Source organism: Duganella aceris, assembly GCF_011090165.1.
GTDB classification, from domain to species: Bacteria; Pseudomonadota; Gammaproteobacteria; order Burkholderiales; family Burkholderiaceae_D; genus Rugamonas; species Rugamonas aceris.
In genome coordinates, this window is record NZ_JAADJT010000003.1 from 413,175 (window position 1) to 432,061 (window position 18,887).

The 18,887-nt window shown below is 61.9% G+C and carries 14 protein-coding genes; 12 read left to right on the forward strand and 2 right to left on the reverse strand.

Annotation, left to right across the window (positions count from 1 at the left end):
• Positions 1-2 precede the first annotated feature (2 nt).
• Positions 3-1,019, forward strand: a complete 1,017-nt coding sequence (locus tag GW587_RS09070; RefSeq protein ID WP_166101309.1) for a response regulator — start codon at positions 3-5, stop codon at positions 1,017-1,019.
• Here the strand turns inward: GW587_RS09070 and GW587_RS09075 are convergent.
• Both GW587_RS09075 and GW587_RS09080 read right to left on the reverse strand, forming a co-directional pair.
• Positions 1,016-3,553, reverse strand: a complete 2,538-nt coding sequence (locus GW587_RS09075) for an ABC transporter permease (protein WP_166101311.1) — start codon at positions 3,551-3,553, stop codon at positions 1,016-1,018. The two genes, GW587_RS09070 and GW587_RS09075, sit on opposite strands and share 4 nt — an antisense overlap.
• A 4-nt stretch (positions 3,554-3,557) precedes the next feature.
• On the reverse strand, positions 3,558-4,565 hold the full coding sequence (locus GW587_RS09080; protein WP_166101313.1) for an adenosine deaminase: 1,008 nt from the start codon (positions 4,563-4,565) through the stop codon (positions 3,558-3,560).
• Between the two features lie 451 nt (positions 4,566-5,016).
• On the opposite strand from GW587_RS09080, the gene GW587_RS09085 reads away from it, so the two are divergent.
• The 11 genes from GW587_RS09085 (at position 5,017) to lspA (ending at position 18,886) form a co-directional block, all read left to right on the forward strand.
• A complete protein-coding gene (locus GW587_RS09085; protein ID WP_166101316.1) occupies positions 5,017-6,939 on the forward strand; it encodes a PrkA family serine protein kinase in 1,923 nt (640 codons plus the stop codon).
• Between the two features lie 72 nt (positions 6,940-7,011).
• Positions 7,012-8,280, forward strand: a complete 1,269-nt coding sequence (locus GW587_RS09090; protein WP_166101319.1) for a YeaH/YhbH family protein — start codon at positions 7,012-7,014, stop codon at positions 8,278-8,280.
• Between the two features lie 12 nt (positions 8,281-8,292).
• Positions 8,293-9,843 carry a SpoVR family protein gene (locus GW587_RS09095; RefSeq protein WP_166101322.1) on the forward strand — a complete coding sequence of 517 codons (1,551 nt, stop codon included), beginning with the start codon at positions 8,293-8,295 and terminating at the stop codon, positions 9,841-9,843.
• Between the two features lie 517 nt (positions 9,844-10,360).
• The gene (locus GW587_RS09100; protein ID WP_166101325.1) at positions 10,361-11,023 is read left to right on the forward strand and encodes an energy transducer TonB; all 663 of its coding nucleotides are present in this window, start codon (positions 10,361-10,363) and stop codon (positions 11,021-11,023) included.
• 79 nt (positions 11,024-11,102) lie between these two features.
• Positions 11,103-12,023 carry a MotA/TolQ/ExbB proton channel family protein gene (locus GW587_RS09105; protein WP_207393398.1) on the forward strand — a complete coding sequence of 307 codons (921 nt, stop codon included), beginning with the start codon at positions 11,103-11,105 and terminating at the stop codon, positions 12,021-12,023.
• A 6-nt stretch (positions 12,024-12,029) separates the two neighbouring features.
• Positions 12,030-12,458, forward strand: a complete 429-nt coding sequence (locus GW587_RS09110; RefSeq protein ID WP_166101327.1) for an ExbD/TolR family protein — start codon at positions 12,030-12,032, stop codon at positions 12,456-12,458.
• A gap of 62 nt (positions 12,459-12,520) precedes the next feature.
• Positions 12,521-12,952, forward strand: coding sequence for an ExbD/TolR family protein (locus GW587_RS09115; protein ID WP_207393399.1), 432 nt, complete (start codon positions 12,521-12,523; stop codon positions 12,950-12,952).
• Positions 12,953-13,058: 106 nt separating this feature from the next.
• Positions 13,059-14,246, forward strand: coding sequence for a tetratricopeptide repeat protein (locus GW587_RS09120; RefSeq protein WP_166101652.1), 1,188 nt, complete (start codon positions 13,059-13,061; stop codon positions 14,244-14,246).
• A gap of 186 nt (positions 14,247-14,432) precedes the next feature.
• Entirely contained in the window at positions 14,433-15,401 is a 969-nt protein-coding gene (locus tag GW587_RS09125) for a bifunctional riboflavin kinase/FAD synthetase (RefSeq protein ID WP_166101330.1), read from the forward strand.
• A gap of 63 nt (positions 15,402-15,464) precedes the next feature.
• A complete protein-coding gene (ileS, locus tag GW587_RS09130; protein ID WP_166101333.1) occupies positions 15,465-18,329 on the forward strand; it encodes an isoleucine--tRNA ligase in 2,865 nt (954 codons plus the stop codon).
• Between the two features lie 53 nt (positions 18,330-18,382).
• Positions 18,383-18,886: a signal peptidase II gene (gene lspA / locus GW587_RS09135; RefSeq protein ID WP_166101336.1), complete on the forward strand. Its 504-nt coding sequence runs from the start codon at positions 18,383-18,385 to the stop codon at positions 18,884-18,886.
• Position 18,887: the final 1 nt, after the last annotated feature.

An 18,887-nucleotide genomic window follows, 5' to 3' on the forward strand; every position in this document is an offset into this window, starting at 1 on the left:
TCATGCCCATCCCCGTCTATTCCCATCCCACGCTGACCGTGCTGATCGATGACAGCGACTCCTTCCTGCGCAGCCTGTCGTTCCAGCTCGACTCGATGCTGGCCAACAAAACCTTCCACGACACCAGCGCCGCGCTGCACTGGCTGCGGCAAAGCGGCCAGGACGACGATGTGCCGCTGCACGTCAACTTCGACATGCAGAACCTGCCCGCCGACCAGTGCAACGTGGCGCTGGACCTGGAGCGCATCTACCGCATCGCCGAGCAACGGCAGCGCTTCGCCACGCCGTCGGTGCTGGTGGTGGATTATTCGATGCCGCAGATGAGCGGGCTGGAATTCTGCGAAGCGGTGGCGCACCTGCCGTGCAAGAAGATCCTGTTCACCGGCGCCGCCGACGAGAAGGTCGCGGTCAGCGCCTTCAACCGCGGCCTGATCGACCGCTACATCAAGAAAAGCGACGACCACGCGCTGGACATGCTGGAGATCGAGATCGCGACGATGCAGCGCACCTACTTCGACGAACGCTCGGAGACGCTGCGCGAGCTGGTGCTGCTGCATAACTACCACTTCCTCGGCGACCCGGCGCTGGCCTCGGTGGTGGCGTCGCTGATGGCGAGCATGGGCTTCGTCGAACACTACATCTTCCCCAACCCGACCGGCATCCTGTTCCTCGACAAGCACGGCAAAGCCAGCCTGATGATGATCGAGACCGAGCAAGGCATGTACGCGCAGTACGAGGTCGCGCGCGACTGCGACGCGCCGCAGTCGCTGCTCGACGCCCTGCTGGAGCGGCGGGTGCTGCCGTTCTTCAGCGATCCGAGCGGCGACGGCATGTATTCAAGGCGCGTCGGCGACAACTGGCACCGCTACTGCGCGACGCCGAAGATCTGCCAGGGCCGCGAGACTTACTACTGGGCGCTGTTCGAGCTGCCGCCGCACTATTTCACCAGGCGCCCCTACGGCTACGGCCAGTTCCTGCGCGACCGCGAGGCGACCCAGGACATCGCGGCCTACGCCTAGGCTTCGCGCAGCGTTTGCAGCGGTGGCTGGCGCAGCACGTTGCGCAGTCCCAGCCAGCCGCCGGCGATGGCGCACAGCGCGCCGGCAAGCAAGCCCACCAGCCACACCGACGGGTTGAACTCCCAGGCGAACTTGAACTGGTAGGTGGCCAGCGCCCAGCCCATGACGGCGGCGCCGCTGGCGGCCAGCAATCCGGAGAGCGCGCCCACCAGCGAGAACTCGATCAACTGCGCCTGCGACAGCTGCTTGCGGGTCGCGCCCAGGGCGCGCAGCAAACCGGATTCACGGGTGCGCTCGTCCTGCGATCCCATCAGCGCGGCGTACAGCACCAGCACGCCGGAAGCGAGCGTGAAGACGAACAGGAACTCGACCGCCGTCACCACCTGGTCCAGCACCGTCTGCACCTGGCGCAGGATGCCGCCGACGTCGACGATGGTCAGGTTGGGGAAATCGCGCGTCAGGCCGTTCATCACCGCGCCCTGCTGCTGCGGCAGGTGGAAGGCGGTGATCCAGCTTTGCGACACTTCCTTCATCGCCGCCGGGTTGATGATGACGAAGAAGTTGACCCGCATCGAACCCCAATCGAGCTTGCGCAGGCTGGTGATGGTGACGTCCACCGGCGCGCCGGCGATGTCGAAGCGCAGCTTGTCGCCCAGCTTCCAGCGCAGCGTCTTGGCGATGCCCTCCTCCACCGACGCCTCGGCCACGCCCGGCTTGTCGTCGAACCACTTGCCGGCGCTGATCTTGTTCTCGGCCTGCATTTGCGCCATCGTCGACAGGTTGAACTCGCGGTCGGCCAGTCCCTTGGCGCGGTCCTCGGTATAGGTCTCGGCGGTGACCGGCGCGCCGTTGACGGCGGCCAGGCGGCCGCGGATCATCGGATACTGCGGCGCGTACAGCACGCCGGCGTCCTTCAGCCGTTGCGCGATCTGCGCCTGCTGCTCCGGCTGGATGTTGATGATGAAGCGGTTCGGCGCGTCCGGCGGCGTGGCGTTGCGCCAGGCCGTCATCAGGTCGCCGCGCACCACCGTCAGCACCAGCAGCGCCATCATGCCCAGCGCCAGCGAGACGATCTGCACGATGGTGGCGCCGGGACGGCGTTGCAGCGAGGTGATGGCGAAGCGCCAGCTCTGGTGGTCGATGGCGTTGCGCAGCGACTTCAGCGACAACAGCCCCAGCCAGCCGACCAGGCCGAACACCGCGAACGCGGCCAGGAAGCCCAGCGCCGTGTACAGCGCCAGTTGCGGGTCGCCGGCCTGCCACAGCAGCAGCGCGGTGAAGCCGCCCATGCCGAGGCCATAGGTGGCCAGCGCGGCGATCTGCGGCGCGTCCTGCTCGCGGCGGATCACGCGGTTGTGCGGCACCTTGCGCAGTTGCAGGATAGGCGGCAGCGCGAATGCGGCCAACAGCAGGATGCCGATCGCCACGCCCTGCAGCGCAGGGTAGATGGTCGGCGCCGGCAGGTCGGCCGAGACCAGGCTGCCCAGTACCTCCAGCAGCACGTAGTGGCCGGCGAAACCGACCGCCACGCCCAGCGCGCTGCCGGCCAGGCCGACCAGCAGGAATTCGATCAGGTACATGACGGTGACCTGGTTCTGCGTCAGACCGAGGCAGCGCAGCATGGCGCAGGCGTCGAGATGACGCTGCATGAAGCGGCGCGCGGCCATCGCCACCGCGACGGCCGCCAGCATCGCCGACAGCAGGCCGACCAGCGACAGGAAGCGGTCGGCGCGGTCCAGCGTGGCGCGCATTTCGGGCCGGCCGTTTTCCAGCGATTCGACCCGCACGCCCTTGATGTTCTGGTTTTTGATCTTCGCCACCAGCCACTGCTCGAAGCCGGCGGCGACGGCGGCGCCGTTCTTCAGCGCCGGCGGCGCGGCCACCAGCAGGCGGTAGGTGACGCGCGAACCGGGCTGGATCAGATTGGTCGCCTCCAGGTCCTGCAAGGCGAACATCACGCGCGGCGCGAAGGCCAGGAAGTTGGCGCCGCGATCCGGCTCGGAGGCGATCAGCTGCGCCACCTTGAAGCGCTTGTCGCCCAGTTGCAGCTCGCCGCCGATCTTGGTTTTCAGGCTGCCCAGCAGGCCCGGCTCGATCCACACCGTGCCCGGCGCCGGCACGCCGTCGGCCGGTGTGCCGCTGCTTTGCTCGGCCTGCGCGGCGTCGGTGCTGATCTTCAGGCGGCCGCGCAGCGGATAGCCGGGGCCGACCGCCTTCAGCGACGCCAGCATCGACATCGACGCCTCGCCCTCGCCCGCCTGCGCCATGCTGGGGAAGGCGATGGTGTCGGTGACGACCAGGCCGCGCTTGACCGCTTCGGCGCGCCAGTCGGCGTCGACCGGCAGGTCGCCGCTGACGACCACGTCGGCGCCCAGCAGCTGGTGTGCGTCGCGATCGAGGCCGCTGCGCAGGCGGTCGACGAAGAAGCCGGTGGCGGACAAGGCGGCCACCGCCACCGTCAGCGCGATCAGCAGGAAGCGCAGCTGACCGGCGCGCCAGTCGCGCGCGGTCATTTTCAGGGCGAGTTTGAGCATGGGGTCAGACCGCTGCGAAGAAGGCGTCGACTTCGGCCAGGAAGGCTTGCTTTTGCGCCTCCGGCAGGAAGGCGGCCGAGAAGCCGTTGCGCGCCAGCCGGTGCGCGTGCGACAGGCCCAACGGCAGCGCCTCGAACGTGGCGATGAAGTTGTCGTTCATGTAGCCGCCGAAGTAGGCCGGGTCGTCCGAGTTGACGGTCGCCACGATGCCGGCGTCCAGCAGCTCCAGCAGGTTGTGCTGCGCCATCTCATCGAACACGCACAGCTTGATGTTGGACAGCGGGCACACCGTCAGCGCGATCCGCTCGCGCGCCAGCCGCTGCGTGAGCGCCGCGTCGTCCAGGCAGCGCACGCCGTGGTCGATGCGCTCGACCTTCAGCACATCCAGCGCGGTTTCGATGTAGGCCGGCGGGCCTTCCTCGCCGGCGTGCGCGACCAGGCGGAAGCCCAGCTCCTTGCAGCGCGCGAAGACGCGGGCGAACTTCTCCGGCGGGTTGCCGAGCTCGGACGAATCGAGGCCGATGCCGAGGTATTTGTCGCGGTACGGCAGCGCCTCCTCCAGCGTGGCGAAGGCTTCCGCTTCCGACAGGTGGCGCAGGAAGCTGAGGATCAGCGTGGCGCTGACCGGGCTGTCCTGGCAGGCGCGGTGGATGCCGTCGATCACGGTCTTGATCGGCACGCCGCGCGCGGTATGCGTCTGCGGGTCGAAGAAGATTTCGGTGTGGCGCACGTTGTCGGCTTCGGCGCGCTTCAGGTAGGCGGCGGTCATGTCGTAGAAATCCTGTTCCTGCAACAGCACGCTGGCGCCGGCGTAATAAATATCGAGGAAGGATTGCAGGTCGGTGAAGGCATAGGCGGCGCGCAGCGCCTCCACCGACGCGTAGTCGAGCTTGACGCCGTTGCGCTGGGCCAGCGCGAAAATCAGTTCCGGCTCCAGCGAGCCTTCGATGTGGATGTGCAATTCAGCCTTCGGCATCCGTTGCAGCACGTCGCGCAATTGTTCGTTCAACATTATTTTTTTCCCGTTACTAAGTTGCTTGATCGAGCCATCTTATCGCATGCTGCGAGAGTGCGACAGCGCGCCGCGCGCAAGCGTGATACTGTGACATAAATGTGCGGGAAAAATACGCGATTCGGCCTCGAAAAATACGTAGGGAAATAGATAATTACTCTTTGAAATCAAATAGTTACGAAAGAGTATTAACGATATTACGACATATCTTTTGACTTCCTGAGGCAATAGCGCAATAATCAATTTCATAGACGTAAGAAGCGTTACGACCAACACATAAAAGCCGCCAACCGGCGATAAAGCCAGCTCATAGGCACGGGCAATCCGTGCCGCCAAAAGGAAGCTGGCGATAAGAAAAATAATACTGAGAGGACTTATACGAACCAGGGCCAGGGCAGGCGAACTGCCGGTGACCCGTGACTAGCAGGTTTATTCATCAAAGGACATTCAAATGACCATTTTTGACAACTACGCCGCACGGTACGAACGGACCAAGGAAGAAGAGATGTCCATGAAGGAATATCTCGACCTCTGCAAAAAAGATCGACTCACGTATGCCAGCGCCCCCGAGCGCATGTTGGCCGCCATCGGCGAGCCGACCCTGGTCGACACCCGCAACGATACCCGGCTGTCCCGCATCTTTGCCAACAAGGTCATCAAGATATATCCGGCGTTCCGCGAGTTCTACGGCACCGAGGAGGTGATCGAGCAAGTGGTGTCCTACTTCCGCCACGCCGCGCAGGGGCTGGAGGAACGCAAGCAGATCCTGTACCTGCTGGGTCCCGTCGGCGGCGGCAAGTCGTCGATCGCGGAAAAGCTCAAGTCGCTGATGGAGCATGTGCCCTTCTATTGCCTCAAGGGTTCGCCGGTCAACGAATCGCCGCTCGGCCTGTTCAACGAGGAAGAGGACGGCGTGCTGCTGGAGGAAGATTACGGCATCCCGCGCCGCTACCTGCGCAACATCCCCAGCCCGTGGGCGGTCAAGCGGCTGCACGAGTTCAACGGCGACATCAACCAGTTCCGCGTGGTCAAGCGCTACCCGTCGGTGCTGAAACAGGTGGCGATCTCCAAGACCGAACCGGGCGACGAAAACAACCAGGACATCTCGTCGCTGGTGGGCAAGGTCGACATCCGCAAGCTGGAGGATTATTCGCAGGACGATCCGGACGCCTACAGCTACTCGGGCGGCCTGTGCCTGGCCAACCAGGGCTTGATGGAATTCGTCGAGATGTTCAAGGCGCCGATCAAGGTGCTGCATCCGCTGCTGACCGCGACCCAGGAAGGCAACTACAAGGGCACCGAAGGCTTCGGCGCGATTCCGTTCGACGGCATCATCCTGGCGCACTCGAACGAGTCCGAGTGGAAGACCTTCCGCAACAACCGCAACAACGAAGCGTTCCTCGACCGGATCTACATCGTCAAGGTGCCGTACTGCCTGCGCGTCACCGACGAGATCAAGATCTACGACAAGCTGGTGGCCAATTCCTCGCTGTACCAGGCGCCGTGCGCGCCCGGCACGCTGAAGATGATGGCGCAGTTCGCCATCCTGTCGCGGCTGAAGGATCCGGAAAACTCCAGCATCTTCAGCAAGATGCTGGTCTACGACGGCGAAAACCTGAAGGACACCGATCCCAAGGCCAAGTCGATGCACGAGTACGTCGACTACGCCGGCGTCGACGAGGGCATGAACGGGCTGTCGACGCGCTTCGCGTTCAAGATCCTGTCCAAGGTGTTCAACTTCGACAACAGCGAAGTCGCGGCCAATCCGGTGCACCTGCTGTACGTGCTGGAGCAGCAGGTCGAGCGCGAGCAGTTCCCGCCGGAGACCGAGCAAAAGTATTTCTCGTACATCAAGGAGCATCTGGCGCAGAAATACGTCGAATTCATCGGCAAGGAAATCCAGACCGCCTACCTGGAATCGTATTCCGAGTACGGCCAGAATATTTTCGACCGCTACGTGACCTTTGCCGATTTCTGGATCCAGGATCAGGAATATCGTGATCCCGACACCGGCGAAAGCTTCGACCGCGAATCGCTGAACAACGAACTGGAAAAAATCGAGAAGCCGGCCGGTATTTCGAATCCCAAGGATTTCCGCAACGAGATTGTCAACTTCGGACTGCGGGCGCGCGCTAATAACGGTGGGAAGAATCCCGCGTGGACCAGTTATGAAAAGTTCCGCACGGTGATCGAGAAAAAGATGTTCTCGAATACCGAGGAACTGTTGCCGGTGATTTCATTCAACGCCAAGGCCAGCGCCGAAGACGCCAACAAGCACGCCGACTTCGTCGCGCGCATGGTGGAAAAAGGCTATACGGCCAAGCAGGTCCGGCTGTTGTGCGAGTGGTATCTGCGGGTGAGGAAGTCGTCTTAAGCAGTCGCGCGCCGCCCCGGCACCCAAGGACGGGGCGGCGCGGCGCCGACCAATAGCAGCAGGAGGCATCTTTTGACTTACCTCATCGACCGACGTTTGCAGGGCAAGAACAAATCCGCGGTCAACCGCGAACGCTTCTTGCGCCGCTACAAGGCCCAGATCAAGGACGCGGTGGGACGTGCCATCAAAGGCCGCTCCATCACCGATATTGAAAACGGCGAAAAAGTCTCCATCCCCGTCAAGGACGTGGGCGAACCCTCTTTCGGCCACGCCCACGGCGGCGTGTGGGAAACCATCAACCCCGGCAACCAGGAATATCAGAAAGGCGACCTGATCAACCGACCCAAGGGCGGCGGCGGCAGCGGGCGCGGCAAGGCCGGCAACAGCGACCAGATGACCGAGGACGATTTCATCTTCGAGCTGTCGCGCGAAGAATTCATGAACTATTTCTTCGAAGATCTTGAACTGCCGCACATGATCAAGACGCAGTTGACCGCGACCACGGAATTCAAGAACCAGCGCGCCGGCTACAACATGTCCGGCACACCATCCAACATCCACGTGCTGCGCTCGCTGCGCGGCGCGCTGGGCCGGCGCATCGCCGTCGGCGGCAGTTCGCGCAAGCGCGTCATCGAGGCCGAGCGCGAGCTGGAGGAGCTGCTGCTGGAAGGCGCGCCGCTCGACGCGCCGCGCGTGGTGGAACTGAAAAAGCTGATCCACCATTTGCACACGCGGCTGCTCGCCATCCCCTTCATCGATCCGTTCGACCTGCGCTACTCCAACCGGGTCAAGGTGCCCAAGCCGATGACGCAGGCGGTGATGTTCTGCATCATGGACGTTTCCGGCTCGATGGACGAAACCCGCAAGGACACCGCCAAGCGCTTCTTCATCCTGTTGTACCTGTTCCTGAAGCGGGTCTACGACAAGATCGAGGTGGTGTTCATCCGCCACCACACGGCGGCGGCCGAGGTCGACGAGCAGGAATTCTTCCACTCGCGCGAATCGGGCGGCACGGTGGTGTCGTCCGCGCTGCACCTGCTGGACAAGATCATCGACGAGCGCTACGGCGCCGGCAGCTGGAACAGCTACGTGGCGCAGGCGTCCGACGGCGACAACTGGGACAACGACTCGGTGCTGTGCCGCCAGCTGCTGACCAACACCATCATGCCCAAGGTGCAGTACTACACCTATGTCGAAATCACCGACGGCCCGCCGCAAAACCTGTGGGAGCAGTATTCGCAGGTGCCGGACCATCACCAGCATTTCGCCATGCAGAAAATAGTCACGCCGGCCGATATCTATCCGGTGTTCCGTGAACTGTTCAAGAAACAGCCGAAATAGGCAGCGAATATTATGAACGACATGACGCATGTGCCGCCCCTCAAGCCGCGCCATCCGCGCGCCCTGCCCGAACAGTCCGAGTGGACCTTCGAGCTGATCGAACAAGCCCACCAGGAGATCCGCCGCGTGGCCGAGAACTTCGGGCTGGACACCTACCCCAACCAGCTGGAGATCATCACCGCCGAACAGATGATGGACGCCTACACCTCGGTCGGCATGCCGGTGTCGTACAACCACTGGTCGTTCGGCAAGCACTTCCTGTCGACCGAGAAGGGCTACAAGCGCGGCCAGATGGGCCTGGCCTACGAGATCGTGATCAACTCCGATCCCTGCATCGCCTACCTGATGGAGGAAAACAGCCTGACCATGCAGGCGCTGGTGATCGCGCACGCGGCCTACGGCCACAACTCCTTCTTCAAGGGGAACTATCTGTTCCGCACCTGGACCGACGCCGAGGCCATCGTCGACTACATGGTGTTCGCCAAGAACTACATCGCCGAATGCGAGCAGCGCCACGGCATCGACGCGGTCGAGCTGCTGCTCGATTCCTGCCACGCGATCCAGAACTACGGCGTCGACCGCTACAAGCGGCCGGCCAAGCTGTCGATGATGGAGGAGCGGGCGCGGCAGAAGGAGCGCGAAGCCTACGTGCAGTCGCAGATCAACGACCTGTGGCGCACGCTGCCGCGGCGCGAGGAGGAAGAGGCGCAGAAGGCCACGCCGCGCTTCCCGCCCGAGCCGGAGGAAAACCTGCTGTACTTCATCGAGAAGTATGCGCCGCTGCTGGAACCGTGGCAGCGCGAGATGGTGCGCATCGTGCGCAAGATTTCGCAGTATTTCTATCCGCAGCGCCAGACCCAGGTGATGAACGAGGGCTGGGCCACGTTCTGGCACTACACCATCCTCAACCAGTTGTACGACGAGGGCGTGATCGGCGACGGCTTCATGATGGAGTTCCTCAAGAGCCATACCAACGTGGTCTATCAGCCGCCGGTCAACAGCCCCTACTACAGCGGCATCAATCCATACGCGCTGGGCTTCGCGATGATGACCGACATCCGCCGCATCTGCGAGCATCCGACCCAGGAGGACCGCGAATGGTTCCCCGACATCGCCGGCAGCGACTGGCGCAAGACGCTGGATTTCGCGATGCGCAACTTCAAGGACGAGAGCTTCATCGCCCAGTACCTGTCGCCCAAGCTGATCCGCGAGTTCCACTTCTTCGCCGTGCTGGACGACGACAACAACGAGAAGTTGGCGATCTCGGCCATCCACGACGACCTGGGTTACCGTTACGTGCGCCAGCAACTGGCGGAACAATATAATCTTGGTAACCGTGAACCCAACATCCAGGTGTGGTCGGTCAACACCCGTGACGACCGCGCGCTGACCTTGCGCCACACCCAGTTCCAGCGCCGCCCGCTGAACCAGCAGGCCGGCGAGGTGCTGAAGCACGTTGCACGATTATGGGGCTTCGATGTCCACCTCGAAACGGTCGGCCCGAACGGCGAGGTGGTCAGCTCGATGGAGGTGAAGCGCGAGAAACGGGGGCGCGGAGGCTGACCCGACATATATATAAGGCTTTTGTGGAGAGCGCAGTAAAGCAGGCATGGCTCTTGCAAGGACTAAACCGGGATCAGGGGCGGTGCTCTGACCCCGGTTTTTTTACGAGATGCACGATGCCAGAGGGAAGTCAACTTTTTTCTTGCCCTACTTGTATAGCGCGCCTCGCAAGAATTTCATGAAAGAAACATTCACGGCCAAATTATCAATTGCGTGTAGTAAAATTACATTGATAAAATTCCGTTTTTGTCCTTAAGGGAAAACTAAGTAACGTCATGGTGCGTCCGCGCACAAACTTGCGCCGCAGGTTCTTGCATATTGAACCAGAACGGTGCAAAGAGAGCGCTACCATATAGGAAAACCCTATGAAATTTAACCGGTTTTAGGGATGAAAATTCTATGTAAAATCAAGAATTCGTATGTATAATTCGCCGACGTCCCGGATGCGGCTGTTGTTTTGTGTCGCCATTTTGGGGTTTAGTAGCAACAAAAAGAGTTGGTATTGGAGAAAGCAGGCATGAATTTCACGCACAACGAGAAAAGCACCGGGAAGAACTTTACAGGCATTACCATTGTCGTTTTGTTGCACGTCCTGGTTGCTTATGGGATCATCACGGGCTTGGGAACGCGGCTGGTCAGCAAGATGATTGCCCCGGTTGAAACCAAGATCATCGAGGAAGTCAAACCTCCTCCCCCGAAAGAGCTCCCACCGCCACCACCGCCGCCAGAGATGAAAGCGCCACCACCGCCGTTCATCCCGCCAGTCGAGGTGAATGTGCAGCAACCGCCGCCACCGCAAAACGTGATCGCGAATGCGACCAACGTGAAGCCTGCGACGACCGAACTGCAGAAAGCGCCTCCGGCGCCGCCAGCAGCCCCACCTGGTCCGGCAAAGACCGGTGTGCGGACTGCAGCAGTGGTTGACTTCGGCACTTGCGCCAAGCCTGAATGGCCGAAGTCGTCGCTGCGTAACGAAGAAACCGGCACGGTAACGCTGTCGTTCTTGATTGCAGCCGATGGCCGCGTCGGCGAATCCAAAGTTGTGAAATCCTCCGGATTCCGCGACCTGGACAAAGCCGCAGTCGCCGGTATCAGTAAGTGCCGTTTCAAACCGGCCACCGTTGACGGTGTCCCACAAGAAGGCTGGCAGCAGATGCAATACGTCTGGACGCTGGAGTAAACCGAGGCAGTTGACCGTCTCACTTAGTAATTTTCGTTGTCATTCAGCGATCTGATTATTTTATCAATTTGGAGGAAGCATGTTTAAGAATACCCGTTTGTCCGCTGTACTGGCCGCTGTGCTGTTTTCCGTGACCGCAGCCACCGCCCTGGTAAGCGCCCCAGCTTTCGCTGACGCGCCAGCCTCGGCAGCCGCTTCGGCACCAGCAGCCGCTCCAGCGGATGCGGCGGCAGCACCGGCAGCAGAAGCTCCAGCAGCTCCAGCAGCAGAAGCAGCGCCAGCAGCACACGGCAAAGAAGAAGTGGAAAATCCATACGGCTTCAGCGCTGTCTGGGACGCAGGTTTCGTATCGCGCGGCACCCTGATCATCCTGTCGATCATGTCGATGGGTTCGTGGTACATCATCATCACCAAGCTGATCGACCAGGCTAAAGTGTTCAAGCAATCGAAAGAAGCCACCGCCAAGTTCTGGAAAGCTTCGTCGATCGCTGCTGGTTCGGCTGCCCTGAAAGAAGGCTCGCCATTCCGCTTCATCGCTGAAACCGGCACCAAGGCCACCGTGCATCACGACGGCGCCCTGCTGGAACAAATCGATCTGTCGACCTGGGTGACGATGTCGATCCAGCGCGCTGTCGATAAAGTTCAGTCGCGTCTGCAAGACGGCCTGTCGTTCCTGGCAACCGTGGGTTCGACCTCGCCGTTCATCGGTCTGTTCGGTACCGTTTGGGGTATTTACAATGCACTGATCGCCATCGGCATGTCCGGTAACGCATCGATCGACAAAGTCGCAGGTCCAGTGGGTGAAGCGCTGATCATGACCGCTTTCGGTCTGTTCGTCGCGGTGCCAGCGGTTCTGGGTTACAACTGGCTGGTGCGTCGTAACAAGTCGGCAATGGAAGATGTCCGTTCGTTCTCGGCCGACGTGCACTCGGTACTGATCTCGGGCGCGATGTCCACCAGCGAAGCTGGCCGTGCCGCCGGCGCTAAAAAGATTGGATAATTAATCATGTCGATGTCCGTAGGCTCCGATAGCGGAGACGAAGATCAAGTCATGTCAGAAATCAACACGACGCCCCTGGTGGACATCATGTTGGTTCTGCTGATTATCTTCCTGATCACGAGCCCGGTTGTTCTGAAGCTGATCAAGATCAAGCTGCCAGAAGAAACCAACCAGGTTATTCAGACCAAGCCGGAAGATGTCAACATCGTTGTAAGCAAAGATGGCGACATCTACTGGAACCAGCGGAAGATGCGCGACGCGAATGAGTTGTTCGACAATCTGAAGGTGGAAGCTGTGAAGTTGCCTCAGCCGGAAGTGCATGTTCGTGGCGACCAAGAAACACGCTACGAATCCATCGGCAAGGTTATTTACACTACCCAGCGTGCTGGTATTCAGAAGGTCGGCTTCATCACCGAACCGCCTGATAAGGGTTAATCCCCGACGGTGCATTGTGCAGGCCTGTAGTCCGGGCCTGCCCTTCTTAAAAGGAAACATCCATGAGTATGAATGTCGGCTCCCCAGCTGCAAGTGGCGCGGACCCGGAACCAATGATGGAAATGAATATGACGCCCCTCATCGACGTGATGCTGGTGCTGATTATCATGATGATCATTACGATTCCTAAGGCCAATCACTCGGTCAACCTGAACATGCCGGTCGGCACCCCGCCGCCGCCAACGAAGGAACCAGTGGTCATCACGATTGACGTCGACTTCGACGGTACGATTCTGTGGGATAACGCTGTCGTACCCGACCGCGGCTCCCTGGAAGCGAAACTGACCGACGTCGCAGCGCAAGCTGACCAGCCGGAAGTGCATCTGCGTCCGAACAAGCTGGTGTCGTATAAAGTCGTGGCGGGCGTGATGGCTTCGGCCCAGCGTCTCGGCGTGACCAAGATTGGCCTGGTCGGCAACGAACAGTTCCAATAATCAGTTCTATGTTCAACGATAGGCAGGACCATTCCTGCCTATTTCGCATTTTGAAGAAAGAAAAACACCCATGACCAAGTTTCGTCTCGCTCATCTCGGCCTGGTAATGGCCGCTATTGGTTTTACTGCAGCAGCTCCTATGGTTGGTCTTTCGTCGGTCGCTTACGCGGCTGAAGCGGTGCGTGCTGAAATCGGCAAACCATTGCAGGAAGCGCAGAAACTGGCTGCAGCAGGCAAGAATAAAGAAGCACTGGCCAAATTGCGCGAAACCGACTCGGTCGGTGGCAAGACCGCCAACGAATCCTATATCATCGAGCGCACCCGCGCATCGGCCGCGGCCGCCGCAGGCGATAACGACGCCGCCGCCAAAGCCTTTGAAGCGGTGATCAATTCCGGCAAGCTGTCCGCTGCCGAACAACCCAAATTCACCCAAGCCCTGGCCGGCATCTACTACCGCGCCAAGGACTATCCAAAAGCCATCACCTGGATCCAGCGCGCGCTGAAAGACAATCCCAACGACGGCCAGATGCATGAACTGCTGATCCAGACCTACTACATCAGCGGCAAGTACGCCGAAGCGGCCAAGGAACTGCAAGGCACCAAGGGCGCGTCCGAGCAGTCGCTGCAAATGCTGGCCAACATCCAGCTGAAGCAGAACGACAAGGCCGGCTACGTGCAGACGCTGGAAAAGCTGGCCGGTTCGTATCCGAAGACCAGCTACTGGGCCGACCTGTTGAACCGCGTGTCGGGCAAGCCTGGCTTCTCGTCGGCGCTGTCGCTGGACGTGCTGCGCCTGCGCCTGGTCAACGGCCTGCTGACCAAGCCCGCCGAATACATGGAGATGAGCCAACTGGCGCTGCAAGTGCAGAACCCGGCTGAAGCGATGAAGATCATCGACCAGGGCTACAAAAAAGGCGCGCTGGGCACCGGCGCCGACGCCGCCCGTCACCAGCGTCTGAAAGACCTGGCCGTCAAGACCCAGACCGAGTTCGACGCCAAGCAAGCCGCGCTGGAAGCGGAAGCCGTCAAGAACAAGGACGCCGACGCGCTGGCCAACATGGGCTTCGCGCTGGTTTCGGCCGGCAAGAACGACAAGGGCCTGGGCCTGCTGGACCAGGCTGTGAAGCTGGGCACCGGCAAGAATCCTGAGGCGATCAAGCTGCACCAGGGCATCGCCCAGGCGCAAGCCGGCAAGAAGGCCGCCGCGCTGACCACCCTGAAATCGGTCAAAGGCACCGATGGCGCCGCCGACCTGGCGCGCTACTGGACCTTGAACATCAACCGCCCGATGTAATTCGGCGGGAGATGCACGAAAGCGCTGTCGGCCCCGGCCGGCAGCGCTTTTTTTTCGCCCCATTCGGTGTCAGTGCCGACATTCGGACACGAGCTCGTGTCCGAATGTCGGCACTGACACCGATTTTCCTGCTGAGGGGGATTCCCCGTATAATCCACATTTCGCGATAGTTTTTACCAGATTCCCATGAAGGTATTTCGAGGTCTACCCAATGCTGCGGCGCGTGCGCCCTGCGCGCTCACGATCGGCAACTTTGACGGTGTCCACCTCGGCCACCAGGCATTGCTGGCCCGCGTGCGCACCGCCGCCACCGGCCTCGGGCTGGAAGCGGCCGTGATGACCTTCGAACCGCATCCGCGCGAGTTCTTCGCGCAGAAAGCCGGCGACCTGTCGAAGGCGCCGCCGCGCATCGCCAACCTGCGCGACAAGCTGCAATCGCTGTCCGACAACGGCATCGACCGCGTCATCGTCGAACATTTCTCGGCGCCGTTCGCGGCGCTGACGCCGCAGGAATTCACCGAAAAAGTGCTGGTCGAAGGTCTGCACGTCAAATGGCTGATGGTCGGCGACGACTTTTGCTACGGCGCGCGCCGCGCCGGCAACGTCGCCATGCTGCTGGAGGCCGGCAAGAAATATGGCTTCCACGTCGAGACCCTGCCGACCGTGATGAACGGCACGACCCGCATCTCCTCGTCGGCCGTGCGCGGCGCGCTGGCCGAGGGCGACTTCGCCCACGCCCAGGCGTTGCTGGGCCATCCTTATGCCATCTCCGGTCACGTGATCCACGGCCAGAAACTGGGCCGCACGCTGGGCTTTCCGACGCTGAATTTGCGCGTGCCGCACCGCCCGGCGCTGGCCGGCATCTTCATCGTGCAGGTGCACGGCCTGGCCGACACGCCGCTGCCGGCCGTCGCCAGCCTGGGCGTGCGTCCGACCGTCGACGACAGCGGCCGCGTGCTGCTGGAGGTGCACGTGTTCGACTTCGCGCAGAACTGCTACGGCAAACAGGTGCGGGTCGAATTCCTGCGCAAGATACGCGACGAGGAAAAATACGTCGACCTGCCGACGCTGACCGCCGCCATCCACCGCGACGCCGACATCGCCCGCGCCCACTTCGGCATCGCCGACGCCACCGCCGCAACCGACCGAATTTGACCGCGCGATTAAGCTACGCGCGCCGGCTACACAGAACACCCGAATAAATCACCGAAGAAGACCATGTCCGATAACAAAGCAAAGAAGCCCGTCAGCAAATACCCGGTCAACATGACCGACACCCCGTTCCCGATGCGCGGCGATATGGCCAAGCGCGAGCCGAACTGGGTCAAGGAATGGCAAGACAAGAAAATCTACGAGCGCGTGCGCAAGGCCGCCGCCGGCCGTCCGAAATTCATCCTGCACGACGGCCCGCCGTACGCCAACGGCGACATCCACATCGGCCACGCGGTCAACAAGATCCTGAAGGACATGGTGGTCAAATCGCGCGGCCTGGCCGGCTACGACGCGCCCTACGTGCCGGGCTGGGATTGCCACGGCATGCCGATCGAGATCCAGATCGAAAAACAGTACGGCAAAAACCTGCCGACCGCTGAAGTGCTGACCAAGGCCCGCGCCTATGCGCTGGAGCAGGTCGACCGCCAGCGCAAGGACTTCATCCGCCTCGGCGTGCTGGGCGAATGGCAGAACCCTTACCTGACCATGAACTACTCGAACGAGGCCGACGAACTGCGCGCCCTCGGCAAGATGCTGGAAAAAGGCTATGTGTATCGCGGCCTGAAGCCGGTCAACTGGTGCTTCGATTGTCAGTCCGCGCTGGCGGAGGCGGAAGTCGAATACCAGGACAAGCGCGATCCGGCGATCGACGTCGGCTTCAAGTTCGCCGAATTCGACAAGCTGGCGCAGGCCTTCGATCTACCCAAGCTGCCGACCGAGAACGGCTTCATCGTCATCTGGACCACCACGCCATGGACCATCCCATCCAATCAGGCGCTGAACGTCCATCCGGAACTGAAATACGCGCTGGTGCAAACCGAGCGTGACGGCCAGCCGCTGCTGCTGATCCTGGCGCAGGACCTGGTCGAATCCTGCCTGGCGCGCTACAAGCTGGAAGGCGTCACCATCGCCACCTGCGAAGGCGCGGCGCTGGGCGGCATCAACTTCCGCCATCCGCTGCACGCCTCGGACCCGTTCTACGACCGCCTGTCGCCGATGTACCTGGCCGACTACGTGACCGCCGACAGCGGCACCGGCGTGGTCCACTCCGCGCCCGCCTACGGCCTGGACGACTTCATCTCGTGCAAGGCGCACGGCCTGAAGGACGACCAGATCCTGACCCCGGTGCTGGGCGACGGCAAGTACGCCGAGTCGCTGCCGCTGTTCGGCGGCATGACCATCTGGGAAGCGTCGAAGCCGGTGTGCGCCGCGCTGAAGGAAGCCGGCGCGCTGTTCGAAGTGAAGATGTTCGACCACAGCTACATGCACTGCTGGCGCCACAAGACGCCGATCATCTACCGCGCCACCTCGCAATGGTTCGCCGGCATGGACACGCATCCGAAGGACGGCGGCGCCACGCTGCGCCAGGCCGCGCTGGCCGGCATCGAGCAGACCGAGTTCTTCCCCGACTGGGGCAAGGCGCGCCTGCACGGCATGATCGCCAACCGTCCGGATTGGACGCTGTCGCGCCAACGCCAGTGGGGCGTGCCGATGGCCTTCGTGGTCCATAAAGAGACCGGCGAGCTGCATCCGCGCACGCCCGAGCTGCTGGAGCAGGTCGCCCAGCTGATCGAAAAGAGCGGCATCGACGCCTGGCTGGCGCTGGACCTGAAAGACCTGATCGGCGACGAAGCCGCGATCTACCAGAAGAACAAGGACACGCTGGACGTCTGGTTCGACTCCGGCTCGACCCACCAGACCGTGCTGCGCGGCTCGCACAAGGAGCAATCCGCGTTCCCGGCCGACCTGTACCTGGAAGGTTCGGACCAGCACCGCGGCTGGTTCCACTCCTCGTTGCTGACCTCCTCGATGCTGAACGGCGCCCCGCCGTACAAGGCGCTGCTGACCCACGGCTTCGTGGTCGACGGTGAAGGCAAGAAGATGTCCAAATCGGTCGGCAACACCGTCGCGCCGCAGGACGTGTGGAACAAGCTGGGCGCCGACATGCTGCGCCTGTGGGTCGCCACCACCGACTACACCGGCGAGCTGTCGATCTCCGACGAGATCCTCAAGCGCGTGACCGAAGCCTATCGCCGCATCCGCAACACGCTGCGCTTCCTGCTGGCCAACCTGTCGGACTTCGACGCGGCCAAGGACGCGGTGCCGGTCGCCGAGCTGCTGGAGATCGACCGCTATGCGATCGCCGACATGGCGGCGCTGCAGGCGGAGATCGCCGAGCACTATCTGCGCTACGAGTTCCAGCCGATCTTCTCCAAGCTGCAGAACTTCTGCTCCGAGGACCTGGGCGGCTTCTACCTGGACATCCTGAAGGACCGCCTGTACACCACCGGGGTCACCTCGCAGTCGCGCCGTTCGGCGCAGACCGCGCTGTGGCACATCACGCAAAGCCTGCTGCGCCTGATGGCGCCGGCGCTGTCGTTCACGGCGGAGGAAGCGTGGGCGGTGTTCGCCGGCGCCGACGCCTACCAGGCCAGCGACGAGACCATCTTCACGCAGACCTGGTGGCAGCTGCCGCAACTGGCCGACGCCGAAGCGCTGCTGGCCAAGTACACCGCGCTGCGCGCGGTGCGGGCCGACGTGACCAAGCAGCTGGAAGACCTGCGCACCTCGGGCGCGATCGGCTCGTCGTTGCAGGCGGAGCTGACCATCAAGGCCGCCGGCGACAAGTACCAGCTGCTGGCCAGCCTGGATGAAGACCTCAAATTCGTCTTCATCACCTCGCTGGCGAAGGTGGTCGAAGTCGGCAGCGAAGCGGAGGAAGCGGTCGAAGTGGCCGCGTCGGCCGCCGCCAAGTGCGAGCGTTGCTGGCATTACCGCGCCGACGTCGGCGCGCACGCGGACCATCCTACCCTGTGCGGTCGCTGCTACAGCAACCTGTTTGGTGCGGGCGAAAAACGCAAGTTCGCTTAATATATCGTCGCTCCCGCGCAAGCGGGAGCCCTCAGCGAACCACTTGAAAAAACATGGCCACTAAAAAAATCTTCCCGACCAAATCCTCGTCGAGTCTCACGCCGTGGCTGGGCATCGCCGCCATCGTCATCCTGTTCGACCAGCTGTCCAAGATCACCATCACCAAGACCTTCCAGCTGGGCGAGGAGAAGATCATCACCTCCTTCTTCAACCTGGTGCTGGCGTATAACAAGGGCGCGGCGTTCAGCTTCCTCAGCAACGCCGGCGGCTGGCAGCGCCACTTCTTCACCGCGATCGGCATCGGCGCGGCGATCTACATCGTGATCCTGCTGAAAAAGCACGGCGGCCAGCGCATGTTTGCGTGGGCGCTGGCGCTGATCCTGGGCGGCGCGGTCGGCAACGTCATCGACCGCCTGCTGTACGGCCACGTGGTCGACTTCCTCGACTTCCACTGGAGCGGTTTCGGCCACTTCCCGGCGTTCAACCTCGCCGACTCGGCGATCTGCATCGGCGCCGCCCTGTTCATCCTGGACGAACTGCGCCGGGTGAACCGTTAAG